The sequence below is a fragment of the Ruminococcus sp. AF20-12LB genome, assembly GCF_003478985.1.
In the GTDB taxonomy this organism is placed as follows: Bacteria; Bacillota; Clostridia; order Lachnospirales; family Lachnospiraceae; genus Blautia_A.
Genome location: NZ_QUGH01000001.1, coordinates 491,674 through 505,638 on the forward strand (window position 1 = coordinate 491,674; position 13,965 = coordinate 505,638).

Annotated in this window: 13 protein-coding genes; all 13 read left to right on the plus strand. The window is 48.0% G+C overall.

Features of this window, described 5'->3' with window-relative positions; genetic code table 11:
* Positions 1-189 precede the first annotated feature (189 nt).
* Positions 190-1,629, plus strand: a complete 1,440-nt coding sequence (locus tag DWX61_RS02220; protein ID WP_118513193.1) for a sodium:proton antiporter — start codon at positions 190-192, stop codon at positions 1,627-1,629.
* A gap of 15 nt (positions 1,630-1,644) precedes the next feature.
* Entirely contained in the window at positions 1,645-2,649 is a 1,005-nt protein-coding gene (locus tag DWX61_RS02225; RefSeq protein WP_118513192.1) for a cytidylate kinase-like family protein, read from the plus strand.
* A gap of 303 nt (positions 2,650-2,952) precedes the next feature.
* The gene (locus tag DWX61_RS02230; protein WP_118513191.1) at positions 2,953-3,165 is read left to right on the plus strand and encodes a FeoA family protein; all 213 of its coding nucleotides are present in this window, start codon (positions 2,953-2,955) and stop codon (positions 3,163-3,165) included.
* A gap of 103 nt (positions 3,166-3,268) precedes the next feature.
* Complete coding sequence (locus DWX61_RS02235; protein ID WP_015525998.1) at positions 3,269-3,487, plus strand: FeoA family protein; 219 nt, start codon at positions 3,269-3,271, stop codon at positions 3,485-3,487.
* A gap of 59 nt (positions 3,488-3,546) precedes the next feature.
* On the plus strand, positions 3,547-5,730 hold the full coding sequence (gene feoB / locus DWX61_RS02240) for a ferrous iron transport protein B (RefSeq protein ID WP_118513190.1): 2,184 nt from the start codon (positions 3,547-3,549) through the stop codon (positions 5,728-5,730).
* A gap of 184 nt (positions 5,731-5,914) precedes the next feature.
* The gene (locus DWX61_RS02245; protein WP_118513189.1) at positions 5,915-6,109 is read left to right on the plus strand and encodes a FeoB-associated Cys-rich membrane protein; all 195 of its coding nucleotides are present in this window, start codon (positions 5,915-5,917) and stop codon (positions 6,107-6,109) included.
* 18 nt (positions 6,110-6,127) lie between these two features.
* Entirely contained in the window at positions 6,128-6,484 is a 357-nt protein-coding gene (locus DWX61_RS02250; protein ID WP_118513188.1) for a heavy-metal-associated domain-containing protein, read from the plus strand.
* A 470-nt stretch (positions 6,485-6,954) separates the two neighbouring features.
* Positions 6,955-7,728: a nucleotide-binding protein gene (locus DWX61_RS02255; protein ID WP_021651581.1), complete on the plus strand. Its 774-nt coding sequence runs from the start codon at positions 6,955-6,957 to the stop codon at positions 7,726-7,728.
* Complete coding sequence (locus DWX61_RS02260; protein WP_118513187.1) at positions 7,725-9,029, plus strand: nitrogenase component 1; 1,305 nt, start codon at positions 7,725-7,727, stop codon at positions 9,027-9,029. The genes DWX61_RS02255 and DWX61_RS02260 overlap by 4 nt, the downstream gene beginning before the upstream one ends.
* The gene (locus tag DWX61_RS02265) at positions 9,026-10,063 is read left to right on the plus strand and encodes a nitrogenase component 1 (protein ID WP_118513186.1); all 1,038 of its coding nucleotides are present in this window, start codon (positions 9,026-9,028) and stop codon (positions 10,061-10,063) included. Before DWX61_RS02260 ends, DWX61_RS02265 begins: the two co-directional genes overlap by 4 nt.
* Positions 10,064-10,141: 78 nt before the next feature.
* Complete coding sequence (gene hypF, locus DWX61_RS02270; protein ID WP_118623558.1) at positions 10,142-12,514, plus strand: carbamoyltransferase HypF; 2,373 nt, start codon at positions 10,142-10,144, stop codon at positions 12,512-12,514.
* A gap of 90 nt (positions 12,515-12,604) precedes the next feature.
* Positions 12,605-12,814, plus strand: a complete 210-nt coding sequence (locus DWX61_RS02275) for a HypC/HybG/HupF family hydrogenase formation chaperone (protein ID WP_022426401.1) — start codon at positions 12,605-12,607, stop codon at positions 12,812-12,814.
* On the plus strand, positions 12,814-13,857 hold the full coding sequence (gene hypD / locus DWX61_RS02280; RefSeq protein ID WP_118623560.1) for a hydrogenase formation protein HypD: 1,044 nt from the start codon (positions 12,814-12,816) through the stop codon (positions 13,855-13,857). Before DWX61_RS02275 ends, hypD begins: the two co-directional genes overlap by 1 nt.
* Positions 13,858-13,965 lie beyond the last annotated feature (108 nt).

The window sequence follows — 13,965 nt, forward strand, 5'->3', positions numbered from 1 at the left end:
ATATAGAAAACAATATCCGAAAATCTGGTCGTGTGTTTGAAAACAAACAAAAACTGCTATGACACACCGACAAAATGCACAAAAAAGCGAGAGGGCTCGAGTATAAATTGCACATCTACACAGTTGATTTTAGGACGCCATATGTTATAATTTCACTGGTAAAAAAATTTTATGTGAGGGGTGAAAATTTTGAAAAAATTATTAACCGTCATGTGTACTTTTCTGACAGTATTTCTGGCATGTCCTGTGGGTGTATGGGCAGCTGGAAACGGTGGGACAGGATCTGGTGTGCCGGTGTGGCTTTGTATCCCTTTTGCGGGCCTTCTTCTGTGTGTTGCAGTGATGCCGCTGGTAAAGGGTGAGTGGTGGGAGTCACATCAGCCCGTTGTGGTTGCATTCTGGATCGTTCTTATGATCATTCCGTTTGCAGTTGTTTACGGTGCCGGAAAAACTGCGGAAACAGTACTGGAGTGCGTGATCAATGACTATCTTACATTTATCATCCTGTTATTCGGACTGTTCTGTGTATCCGGTAACATTACAGTTGAGGGCGATTTTGCGGGTTCGCCAAGAGTAAATGTAGGACTTCTTGCACTGGGAACCCTGCTTTCCAGCTGTATCGGAACTACCGGAGCCAGCATGCTGATGGTCCGTCCGGTGATCAAAATGAATTCCTGGAGAAAGAGAAAGGGTCATATTATGATCTTTTTCATCTTTATGGTATCCAACATGGGTGGCTGCCTGACACCGATCGGTGATCCGCCGCTTCTGATGGGCTTCATGCGAGGAGTTCCGTTTTTCTGGAGCCTTCATCTTTTTCCGGTACTGATCTTTAATATGGTGATCCTTCTGTTTGTGTTCTATCATCTGGATATGCGCTCTTACAAGAAGGATATCGCAGAGGGACGTAAACCGGATATCAGCAAACCGGGTACCGAGTTTAAGATCGAGGGTCTTCATAATATCATCTTCCTTGTGATGATCGTTGTGGGTGTTATCTTAAGTGGAATGCTTCCCGGTATGCCTGCATTCCAGGATGCAGCCGGAAATGTAAAGGGGCTTCATATTTTCGGTGAGGTTACTTTAAGCTTCCCGTCAATCATTGAGATCGTCCTGATCCTGGCAGCTGCATTTCTGTCCTTTAAGACAACAGATAAAAGGATCCGTGTGCGGAACCATTTTACCTGGGGTGCGATCAAGGAGGTTGCAGTACTTTTCATCGGTATTTTTATCACCATGCAGCCAGCCCTGATGCTTCTGAAAGCAGTAGGACCGAATCTTGGTATCACCGAGCCGTACCAGATGTTCTGGGCGACCGGAGCTTTGTCCAGTTTCCTGGATAATACGCCGACCTATCTGGTATTTCTGACAACAGCAGGAACTCTTGGATTTACAAACGGAATCGCAACAACACTGGGAACAGTTCCTGTAAAGCTTCTTTCTGCGATTTCCTGCGGTGCTGTATTTATGGGCGCCAATACATATATCGGCAATGCTCCGAACTTTATGGTCAAGACACTTTCTGACGAAAATGGTATCAACATGCCGTCCTTCTTCGGATATATGGCATGGTCCATTTGTTTCCTGGTACCGATGTTCATCATCGATATGCTGGTATTCTTTTTATAAGGGAGGAGGATCAATATGCAGGATAATAACATTCGAGAGAAATGCAGAGAGCTTGCCACCAGACTTTATGAACTGGATGGCGAGGTTTATGAAAGCGTAGGATCTTCCCTTGGACGTACCTTCACCGGTGACAGAGAAGGCACTATCCGGAACTTAAGTGCTCTGATGTATACCAAACCGGACGGACATCTTCTTCGAAGCGAGATGGCACTGATCAGTAACATGGCCAGGACCATCAAGGATAAAGAAGAAAAAAGCCGTCTCATGAAGAAATATGATGAGATCTTTCAGGAGATCCTGACGCTGCCGGAGACTTTTGTTGCTACGGATATCATGGATAAGGAACGTGTGGCGCTGAATCATATGATCAAGCGCAGAGAAAAAATCTCTGAGAATGACCATCTGGTCATCTGCATCAGCCGTACACAGGGAAGTGCCGGTAATGATATCGGTTTCGGACTGGCAGACAAGCTTCGGATCAACTATTATGATGTGGAGATCTTTGATCAGGTATTAAGGCGTCTTGAGGCGGAAAAGGGCGCGGTCAACGATGCGGAATATTTTGCGGATTTCAATAAATATGAGAAGAAGCATAAATTTGATCTCAAGGGCTGGTTCCGGGAATTCAACCGTTACCATGGCCTTCCGAAACAGGATGCGGTATTCTTTAACATGAGTGACCTGATCTGCGATCTGGCCTCAAAAGAGGATTGCATCATTATGGGAAGGTGTGCGGATGCGATCCTCAAAAACAATCACATTCCACATATCAGTCTGTTTATCACAGCTCCTTTTGCTATCCGTGTGCAGCATGTTATGGATGTAAGGAAGATGAATATGAAGCAGGCAGTCCGTTTCCTGAAAAAGATGGACAGCCAGCACAGACAGTATTACAATTTTTACGGCGGAGCTCAGTGGGGCAAGCCGGATAATTACGATCTTTGTATCAACAGCGCAAGCTACGGAATCAATGAAACGGAGAATCTGATCCTGAAGCTGCTGGATGATCAGATCCACTAAGAGATAAAATATGAGCAGCACGGAAGAAAGAAAAAGTTCCGGAAGGGGTTTTTAGCTTAACAGGCTGCAAACAGAAAAAAAGAATCAGAACAGAGTTCCTGCAAAGGAGAGGCAACCTTCTGCCAGACAGAAGTACTTCAAAATGCAGGAACTTTTTTTATATTTTGTTTATAAAAACTTAATCTTGATTAACTTTTTTCATTTAGGGGATTGACATTCGAAAAAACTTAGTATAAACTAACCTATGAGTTAGAATTAACTAATTAGATTAAGCTAATTACTAGAAAGAAACGGAGGGATTCCATGCAGCCGATTTTATTTTTACAGTCAGGTGATACGGGCACGATCAAGCGTATTTCAGGAGCGGAGGATACAAGAAGATTTCTTGCAGGCCTTGGTTTTGTTGAGAATGCGGAAGTGACAGTTGTTTCCCAGTTTGACGGCAATCTGATCGTAAATGTCAAGGATTCCAGAGTAGCAGTCAATAAAGAAATGGCCAGACACATTATGGTGTGACCGGACTGAGAGGCAGTGACCGGTAGTGGATTTGCCCCAAACTGCGGAAGGCGCAGTTGAGGATAGATTAGGAATTGGAATATGAACAGGGAGGAAAAGAGAAATGACTTTACGTGATGCAGCAGTAGGTTCTACAGTAGTTGTTTCCAAGATAACCGGCGACCCGGCTTACAAGCGTCGTATCATGGATATGGGAATCACAAAAGGCAGCGAGGTTTATATCCGAAAGGTAGCTCCTCTTGGAGATCCGGTTGAGATCACCATCAGAGGCTATGAGCTTTCTCTGCGTAAGCATGACGCAGCATGTGTGGAAGTAAAGTAAAATAAGCTTCGAAAAATGACAGAACGTCAGGCTCTGACCTGAAAAAAGGAGGATGCAAAATGTCTGTAACAATAGCTCTTGCCGGAAACCCGAACTGTGGTAAGACTACAATGTTCAATGCTCTTACAGGCGCAAACCAGTACGTTGGTAACTGGCCAGGTGTTACTGTAGAGAAAAAAGAGGGAAAACTGAAAAACAAGAAGGACGTAACGGTAACAGACCTTCCGGGTATCTATTCACTTTCCCCGTATACACTTGAGGAGGTTGTCAGCCGTGATTACCTTCTGAAAGAGAAACCGGATGTGATCATCGATCTTGTGGATGCAACAAACATCGAGAGAAACCTGTATCTTGCAACCCAGCTTCTTGAAATCGGTATCCCGGTTGTTATCGCTCTTAATATGGTGGATCTTCTGAAGAAGAACAATATCCATATCAATGTAAAAGGCTTAAGCTCCGCACTTGGATGCCCGATCGTTGAGACATCTGCTCTTAAGGGAACAGGCCTTAAAGAGGTTGTTGATGAGGCAATCAAATGTGCAAACCAGCACAGAGTACCATCGAAGCAGATGGAATTTCCGAAAGCAGTTGAGAAGGCTGTAAACGAGATCGAGGGACTTGTTCCTGCAAATATCTCTGAAGAGAACAGAAGATGGTATGCAGTAAAGCTTCTTGAGAGAGACAGCAAGGTGAAAGAAGGACTGAACCTTCCGGTTTCTGCACAGTCCAGAATCGAGGAGATCGCTTCTGAGCTTGAGAAGGCAGAGGATGATGATACAGAGAGTATCGTAACGGATGGAAGATATCAGTACATCCAGAAGGTTGTTTCTGCAAACGTTAAGAGAAGCGGAAATAAGATGACAGTTTCCGATAAGATCGACCGTATTGTAACGAACCGTATTCTCGGCCTTCCGATCTTTATCCTTACCATGTTCATCGTTTATTATGTATCGGTAACAACAGTTGGTACCATGGTAACAGACTGGACAAATGACAGCTTTGTGGGAACCATCCAGAGTGTTGTATCGGATGGACTCGGCAATGCTGGTGTTGCTGACTGGCTGGTAAGCCTTGTATCTGACGGTATCATCGGTGGTCTTGGGGCAGTGCTTGGATTTGTTCCGCAGATGGCGATTCTGTTCCTGTTCCTTTCCATCCTTGAAGACTGCGGTTATATGGTTCGTATCGCATTCGTCATGGACCGTGTATTCCGTCATTTTGGACTTTCCGGAAAGAGCTTTATCCCGCTTCTTATCTCCTCCGGCTGTGGAATCCCTGGAATCATGGCTTCCAAAACGATCGAGGCAGATAATGACCGTCGTCTGACAATTATGACAGCGACATTTATCCCATGTGGTGCCAAGCTTCCTGTTATCGCTCTTATGGGTGGCATCATGACAGCTTATGCAACCGGTGACTACGTAGCTGCTGGTTTCATCACACCACTGATGTACTTTATCGGTGTTATAGCAGTTCTTGTATCTGCTATCATTCTGAAGAAAACCAAACCTTTCTCCGGTAAACCTGCTCCGTTTGTAATGGAGCTTCCACAGTATCATATTCCGTCTGTAAAGACAGTTCTGCTTCACGTTTGGGAGAGACTGAAAGGCTTCATCATCAAAGCCGGTACCATTCTTTTCCTTGCAACAGTTATCATGTGGATCCTTTCCAGCATCGGAAATACAGGAAGCGGAATCGGATTTGTTGAGGACAGCAACGACAGTATCATGGCTATCCTTGGTGGTATCCTTGCTCCGATCTTTGCCCCTCTTGGATTTGGTAAATGGCAGCCGGTTGCAGCCTCCATCTCCGGATTCTCCGCAAAAGAGTCCATCGTAAGTACAATGGGTGTTCTTGCAAACGTAGCTGGAGATGATGCAGAGGATACCATGATTGTTGGTGCAGCGATCAAAGCATGGTTCCCGACAGCAGTAGCAGCATTTTCTTTCCTGCTGTTCAATCTGCTTGACTCTCCGTGCCTTGCAGCTATTTCTACAATGGCACATGAGATGCAGTCCAGAAAATGGTTCTGGTTTGCAATTCTCTTCCAGAACATTTTTGCTTATGTTGTAACACTTTGTGTATATCAGATCGGTCTTGTTGTCACAGGTGCCGGTTCCTTCGGAATCGGAACGATCGTAGCGCTGATCCTTGTAGCGATCCTGCTCTTCCTTCTGTTCAGACCAGATCCGTACAAGAACCAGAACGATGTTACAAAGAGATCTGTACAGGCAGCAGATTAATTGAAAACCGGTCATACAGTAACGATCCGGTACATATGATAAGAAATGCAGGAGACCGGGGATGTAAATACCTGGTCTTCTGTGCTATAATAAGCCTGAAAAAATATAGAAGTTTTTTACAAAAGTATTCATCAGAGGCTGGCAGCAGTTTACCGGCTGTACAGCGAAAGAAAGGGTGACAGATATGAGTATGATAGCGGATATTATTGTACTGGCACTGGTGATCGCATATGGCGTATTTGTGATCAGTTATCTCTATTCAAGAAAGAAACAGGGGCTCAGCTGTGTCGGCTGTGCCGGTAATACACGTACAGGCGGTTGTGCCGGCCATTGCTCCGGCTGTTCCGGCTGCTCCGGGTGCAATGGAATGCATAAGTGATCAGGAGGGAAAGAAATCATGGCAAATGCAATTGTTGTCATTGCTGTTATCATCATTATGTTGTTTGCCGGAAAAGGTGCATATAAACATCTGAAGGGGGAAGGTGCCTGCTGCGGAGGCGGCAGCAAGCCGGAGATTCCGAAGAAGAAGCTGGATGGAACCAAGCTGGGCGAGAAAACCATGAAGATCACCGGTATGCATTGTGAGAACTGTGTGGCCAGTGTCACAAGAGCTATCAACCGCATTGACGGTGCGGCAGCAAAAGTAAGCCTGAAAAAAGGTGAGGCAGTGGTTTCCTACGACAGAGAGATATCCGACGAAGAGCTTAAGAAGGTAGTGGAAGACAGGGGATATCACGTAGTTTCTATCCAGTAAAGCTTTATCATAAGAATAACTTTGCCGCAGCTTCTGAGCCGGCAGATCAGAGAAGAGACTTCTCGGCGAAATGCTTAAAAATATTTCGCCTGGAGGTCTTTTTTTGTATAAAAAGTCAGAGTTGCAATTGACTCACTAATGTACACTATTGTATAATAAAAACAGAAAAATTCAGACGGAATGAAATATTTTCTTTCTATCCGGATGAGGCATTAAAACAAAATACAGCAGGAAACAGACTTTGACGGCAAGGAATATCCGAGCAGGAATCGTTGTTCATCCGGCACAGCTTAACCGAATCAACTGCGAAGCAGTTATTCGGTTATGAACAAGCAGCAAATGCGGATCGCGAATATCCGCCTGACTATGTTTTGTGAGCGGAATACGGGACTCTTTCACCTTGTGCGTGAAAGAGCTTTTTTTATGAAAAATACCTGCGGGAGCGGACAGAATGAATTAGGGAGGATTTTATGCTGAAGGTAGCAGTATACGGAAAGGGCGGTATCGGAAAGTCTACAGTGACGTCCAACCTGGCGGCGGCTTTTGCAGCCATGGGGAAGAGAGTGATCCAGATCGGTTGTGATCCCAAGGCGGATTCCACCATCAATCTTCTTGGGGGAGAACCTCTACGACCGGTAATGAATTATATGCGGGAAGAGGATGAGGAGCCGGAAAAGCTGGAGGATATTTCAAAGGAGGGCTTTGGTGGAGTCCTCTGCATTGAGACCGGCGGCCCCACACCGGGACTTGGCTGTGCAGGCAGAGGCATCATCGCAACCTTTCAGCTTCTGGAGGATCTGAAGCTTTTTGAGACCTGGAAGCCGGATGTAGTGCTTTACGATGTTCTTGGGGATGTAGTATGCGGCGGTTTTGCGGCACCGATCCGGGAGGGCTATGCGGAAAAAGTACTCATTGTTACATCCGGAGAGAAAATGGCGCTCTATGCAGCCAATAATATTTCCAGCGCTGTGCGGAATTTTGAGGATCGAAGCTATGCGAGGATCTTCGGGATCGTGCTGAATCACAGGAATGTGGAGAATGAAACGGAAAAAGTAAATGCTTTTGCAGAAAAAAACAATATCCCGATCGTGGGTGAGATCCCGAGAAGTGACGAGATCATCCGATGGGAGGATCAGGGCAAAACAGTGATCGAGGGAGACGAGAATTCTGAGATCAGTGAGAAATTTTTTGCACTGGCGAGGAAGCTACTGGAAAGTGAAGAAACGGAGAAGGAGGATATATGAAAAAGAAAGCATATTTTGCAACTGCAGAAGAACTGGCCCGGGGCGGGCTGGAAATGATCCCTCCGCAGATGATCTCCGGGAAGCATCTGATCTACAGCTCTCCGGCAACTCTGGCATTTAACTCTCCGGGAGCGGAGGGCTTTGGCGTAAAGCGGGCCGGGCTTGCAGTGCCGGACTCCATTATGCTGATCGTGGCACCGGGATGCTGCGGAAGAAATACTTCTCTTATCAGTTCCATGCCGGAGTACAATGATCGATTTTTTTATCTGATGATGGACGAGACGGATATTGTTACAGGCCGTCACCTGAAAAAGATCCCGAAAGCGGTAAAAGAGATCTGCGACTGCTGTGAGAAGAAGCCGTCTGTGGTGATGATCTGTATCACCTGTGTGGATGCACTTCTGGGAACGGATATGGAACGTGTCTGCCGGAAGGCAGAGGAAAAGGTGGATATTCCGGTACGCCCCTGTTACATGTACGCACTGACACGTGAGGGCAGAAAGCCGCCTATGGTCCATGTGCGCCAGTCCTTATACTCCCTCCTTGAGCCACAGAAGAAAAAGGGAAATGTGGTCAATCTTCTGGGATTTTTTTCGCCGCTGGTTGATGACTGCGAGATTTATGAGCTGCTGCAGCAGGCAGGCGTAAAGACCATCCATGAGATCTCAAGATGTAAGGATTATGAAGAATATCAGACTATGTCACAGGCCAATTTTAATCTGGTGCTTCATCCGGAAGCAAGGTTTGCAGCGGAGGATTTTCATGACCGGCTGAAGATTCCTTTTATTGAGCTTCGGAGGCTCTACCAGACAGATAAGATCGAAAATCAGTATCGTGCCTTGGGACAGGTTCTTGGAGTCTCTTTTGATCAGAGAGTGTATAAAAAAGCAGCAGAAGAGGCAGTGGAGAGATTCCGGGAAGTCTGTCCGGATGCGTCTTTTGCTGTAGGGGAGTGCATGAACGGAGATCCCTTTGAGCTGGCCCTGGCCCTGGTGCGGTATGGTTTCCGGGTGCCGGAGATCTACGGAACTATCACAGCCGAGAATTTTGTATATATACGGCATCTTGCGGAATTGAGTCCGGATACAAAGGTTTTTTCCAATATGGAACCCACCATGCTGTATTACGATCCGTCCGGGAGCGGAGTGAATCTTACCATAGGAAAGGATGCAGGATATTATCACCGGGATCAGCCAAATGCAGTGTGGAATCAGGACCGGCAGCCCTATGGCTATGCAGGGGTACGCAGGCTGTTTGAGACACTGACAGAGAAAGTTTTGCAGAAGGGAGAAAAGGTATGAGAGGACTTCGGAAATATCTGACACCCTTTGCACCAGATCAGTCCGGAGCCGTGTCAGTGCTGTATGAGCTTGGCGGGATCATCGTGATCTGTGATGCAGGAGGATGTGCGGGAAATGTCTGCGGCTTTGATGAACCAAGATGGTTTGAACAGAAAAGCGCGGTATTCAGTGCAGGACTTCGGGATATGGATGCCATCCTGGGACGGGATGACCGCCTGGTTGCTAAGCTTGTGGATGCGGCAGAAAAGGTGGAGGCAGGCTTTGCAGCCATTGTCGGAACACCGGTACCGGCTGTGATCGGAACGGATCATCAGGCACTGCGGCGGATGTGCGAGAAGAAAACAGATCTTCCGGTGCTTGCGGTAAATACCAACGGAATGGAGCTTTATGATGCGGGAGAGCGAAAGGCTTATCTGGAGCTTTTTAAAGCCTTTGCCCGGGAAAAGCTGCCTGTGGAGGCTGGTAAGACAGGAGTTCTCGGAATGACACCTCAGGATGTCAGTGACCTGAAAGCAGCAGATAAGATCCGTGAAAAGTTCCGTACCAGAGGACAGAGAGCCGTCTGCTATGGAATGGGAGACGGGCTTGCTGAAGTAAAAAAAGCCTCCTCTGCGGAAAAAAATATCGTAGTTTCTCCTGCGGCACTGGAATGTGCCAGATATCTGGAGAAAACCTTCGGAACACCTTATGAGGTGGGATATCCTCTGGCGGAAGAGCTGGTTCCTGATATGGACTATGCAGGAAAAAAGATTCTCATCGTGCAGCAGCAGGTGATAGCCGGTGCTATAAGAGATGAACTCCGGAAACGTGGCGCGGACGGAGAGATCACCGTGGCAAGCTGGTTTTCCATGGAAAAAGATCTCCTGGAGGAGGGTGATGTGTCATTAAGGGATGAGGAAGATTACATGGAGCTGGCAGAGAAGGGCGGATATTACGTGATCTTTGCAGATCCATGTATGAAGCGGATGACAAAGGCTTTTTCAGGAATGTTTGTAGATACAGTGCATTTTGCGGTATCCGGAAAATGCAGGTAGGCCATAAGGGCAGGACATAAAGTTACATGCAGGCTGCAGCCGGATCAGTGGAAACAGCTGCAGGGAATGGAGAAACATATGGAGCAGGAAATTACGAAAATGATTCGTGTTTACGGGATCGTACAGGGAGTGGGATTTCGCCCTACGGTGAGCCGTCATGCTATGGCAAGAGGAATCCGTGGCAGTGTGTCCAATAAAGGACCTTATGTGGAGATTTTTGCTCAGGGTAAGCAGCAGGATGTGGATGCCTTTATCGCAGATATCGGGAATAAGCCGCCGAAGCGTGCAGCTATCCTGAAGCTTCTTGAAGAACCGGTGGGGGAGCCGGAGAAATTTACACAGTTTGATATCATCGAAAGTGAGAAGACAAAGGGTGAGATCTTTGTCTCCCCGGATATCGCGATCTGTGATGAATGTAAGGCGGAGATGTTTGATCCGGAAAACAGGCGGTATCTTCATCCCTTTATCAACTGTACCTGCTGCGGTCCGAGACTGACGATCCTGGATTCGCTTCCTTATGACCGTGAACGGACCAGTATGAAGGAATTTCCCATGTGTCCCTCCTGTGCGGATGAGTACCATAACCCGGACACCAGACGCTATGATGCCCAGCCGGTGTGCTGCAATGACTGCGGCCCGGAGGTATACCTGGCGGGAAGAGAGGAAAGGGGACGGGAGGCCATCACTTATACGAGGAAGATCATTGCTTCCGGCGGGATCGTGGCTATCAAGGGAATCGGTGGTTTTCACCTTTGCTGTGATGCTACCAGCGAGGAGGCTGTACAGCGTCTGCGGCAGCGAAAACGGCGTTCGGTGAAGCCTTTTGCAGTGATGGCACAGGATATGGAAGCTGTGAAGGAAATCTGTCAGGTCAGTGAGGAGCAGGAGAAGATCCTTACCGGGCATCAGAAGCCGATCCTGCTATTGGATAAGCTGCCGGGAGAAACAGGGCTTTGTGAGAGCATTGCACCCGGGAATCCCAAGGTGGGTGTCATGCTTCCCTATGCACCGGTTCAGCTGCTTCTTTTTCATTATGATGATGGGATCCGGATGCCCGGGCTTCTGGTAATGACCAGTGGAAACACTTCCGGGGCGCCTATCTGCAGAGATGATGAGGAGGCGGCAGAGGAGCTTTCCCATCTCTGTGACTGCATTCTTTCCCACAACAGGAAGATACGTATCCGGGCCGACGATTCGGTGATGGATTTCTATAAGGGTGAACCCTATATGATCCGCCGTTCCCGCGGGTATGCGCCTCTGCCGTTTATGGTCTCCACACCCTGGAAGGGCCAGGTGATCGCAGCAGGTGGAGAACTTAAGAACACCTTCTGCATTGGTGTGGATAACCGTTTTTATCCTTCTCCTTATGTGGGAGATCTTGAGGATCTTCGAACGGTAAAAGCCCTGAAGGAGACGATCGGGCGGCTGGAAACACTTCTGGAGGTGCAGCCGGAGATAGTGGTCTGTGATCTTCACCCTAAATATAATTCCACAGTAGTGGCAGAGGAGCTTGGGCTTCCTGTTCTGAGGGTGCAGCATCATTATGCACACATTTTATCCTGCATGGCAGAAAATGACTGCAAAGAAAAGGTGATAGGGGTTTCCTTTGACGGAACAGGCTATGGAACCGATGGAACCATCTGGGGCGGGGAGATCCTGGCCGCAGACTGTCAGGGATTTACAAGGCTTGGAAGTATAGAACCCTTTGTCCAGGTTGGCGGAGATATTTCTGCAAAAGAAGGCTGGCGGATCGCCGTTTCCCTGATCTGGCAGAATACGGGAGATCTGGAAAGAACCCTGAACACTGTCCGTAAACTGGGACTTTGCACAGACCAGGAAGTAAAGGTGCTGGTGACTATGGCACAGCGGAAGATCAATGCCGTGACCTCCACCAGTGCGGGAAGACTTTTTGACGGAGTCAGTGCAATCCTGGGGATCCGGAGAGCATCCACCTTTGAGGGAGAAGCGTCCACAGCGCTGGAATTTGCGGCGGAAGCCTGGAGAAAGCAGCGGGAGATGCAGAAGAAAAATCCGGAAGAAAATCTGAAGATACGGATGTCAGAAAAGGAAGACATTCCGGAAAGCACAGGCATCTCAGAAGCGTCTGAAGATGAACGAAAATTTATTTTAAATACAGGTGAGATCGTTGCATATCTGGTCCGGGCAAGGCTTGCAGGAGAGGATCCCGGGAAGCTGGCTTATGGATTTCACCGGGCACTGGCAGATGAGATCCTTGCAGCCTGTGAGGAAGCAGAGCGGCAGACCGGAATCCGGAAAGTGGCATTAAGCGGCGGTGTCTTTCAGAACCGGCTGCTTCTGGAACTGGTAGATGATGGCCTCACAGAAATGGGGTTTGAAGTTCTGAAGCACAGCTTGATCCCGCCGAATGACGGAGGGATCGCACTGGGACAGGCGGTGTATGGGATGGCTTATGTGCAGCGGCACAGATAAATATAGACAATATCATGCAGATACGGATCATAAATGTTTTATGATAATGCATGGAGCATACAGCAGAAATGCAGGATGGGAGGCACAGATATGTGTGTAGGATTATCAGCAAAAGTAGTAAAGATCAGTGACGGAACAGCAGTGGTGGACGCAGGCGGCGCAAAGAGAGAGGTTTCCGCCCAGCTTCTGGGAGACCTGGAGCCGGGGGATTATGTGATGGTGCATGCTGGTGTTGCCATTGCAAAGATCACCGATGATGATGAGGAAGAGACAGACCAGCTGATGGAGGAACTGCTGTGATGGAAGAGAGGAAAAGAACAGCAAGAGAGATCATAGAAGGATATCAGGGGCCGCCGGTGCGGATCATGGAGGTCTGCGGAACACACACCCACGAGATCTTCCGTCTGGGAATCCGCAAGCTTCTGCCGTCTCAGGTGGAGCTGATCTCAGGACCGGGATGTCCGGTCTGTGTAACACCGGTAGGGTTTATTGACGAGGCCGTTTATCTTGCTCTGGAAAAACAGGTGACGATCTGCACGTTCGGTGATCTTGTCCGCGTACCGGGAACAAAGAAAAGCCTTGCAGATGCCAGGGCAGAAGGCGCCAGGATACGGATCGTCTATTCACCGGCAGATGCAGAAAAATATGCGAAAGAGCATCCGGAAGAGCAGGTGGTATTTCTTTCCGTTGGCTTTGAGACCACCACGCCTGCTGGCTGTCTTTCCGTGAAAAAGGCCGGAGAGGACAGACTTTCCAACTATTCGCTCCTTGTGGCAAACAAGACCATGCCCCAGGTTTATCAGGCATTAAAGGGCAGTGCGGATGTGTTCCTTTATCCCGGACATGTCAATGCAATCACAGGAACTGCGCTCTGCGAGCATCTGGCAGAGGAAGGCATCAGTGGTGTGGTGGCAGGCTTTACAGCGAAGGAGCTGCTTACGGCACTGGCTGTTGCACTGGTACGTTTTCAGGAAGGAAAACCGTTCTTTGTAAACTGCTATCCCCGTGTGGTAAAAAGTGAGGGAAGCCCGGAGGCGCAGAAACTGATCGGTGAACTGATGGAACCCTGCGATTCCGAATGGCGCGGCCTGGGTGTGATCCCGGGGTCCGGGCTGGTGCTCCGGAAGGAGTGGGAAGCCTTTGATGCCAGAAAAAAATATGCAGTGCCGCCGATCCAGGGCAGGCCAAATCCAGCCTGTCGTTGCGGGGATGTGCTTCAGGGAAAATGCAAACCATCAGATTGTAAGGTATTCGGAAAGGTCTGTACCCCGCAGCATCCGGTAGGTGCCTGTATGGTATCCAATGAAGGAGCATGTTCCGCATATTTTATGTACGGAAACTGATGTCCGCTTTAATGGACTGCAAAATATGATACATTACATATAGTACAAACGAAGGATCGTATCCGGAAAATCTGACAGGATGAAACCGATATGAAATTCCTTTGACCC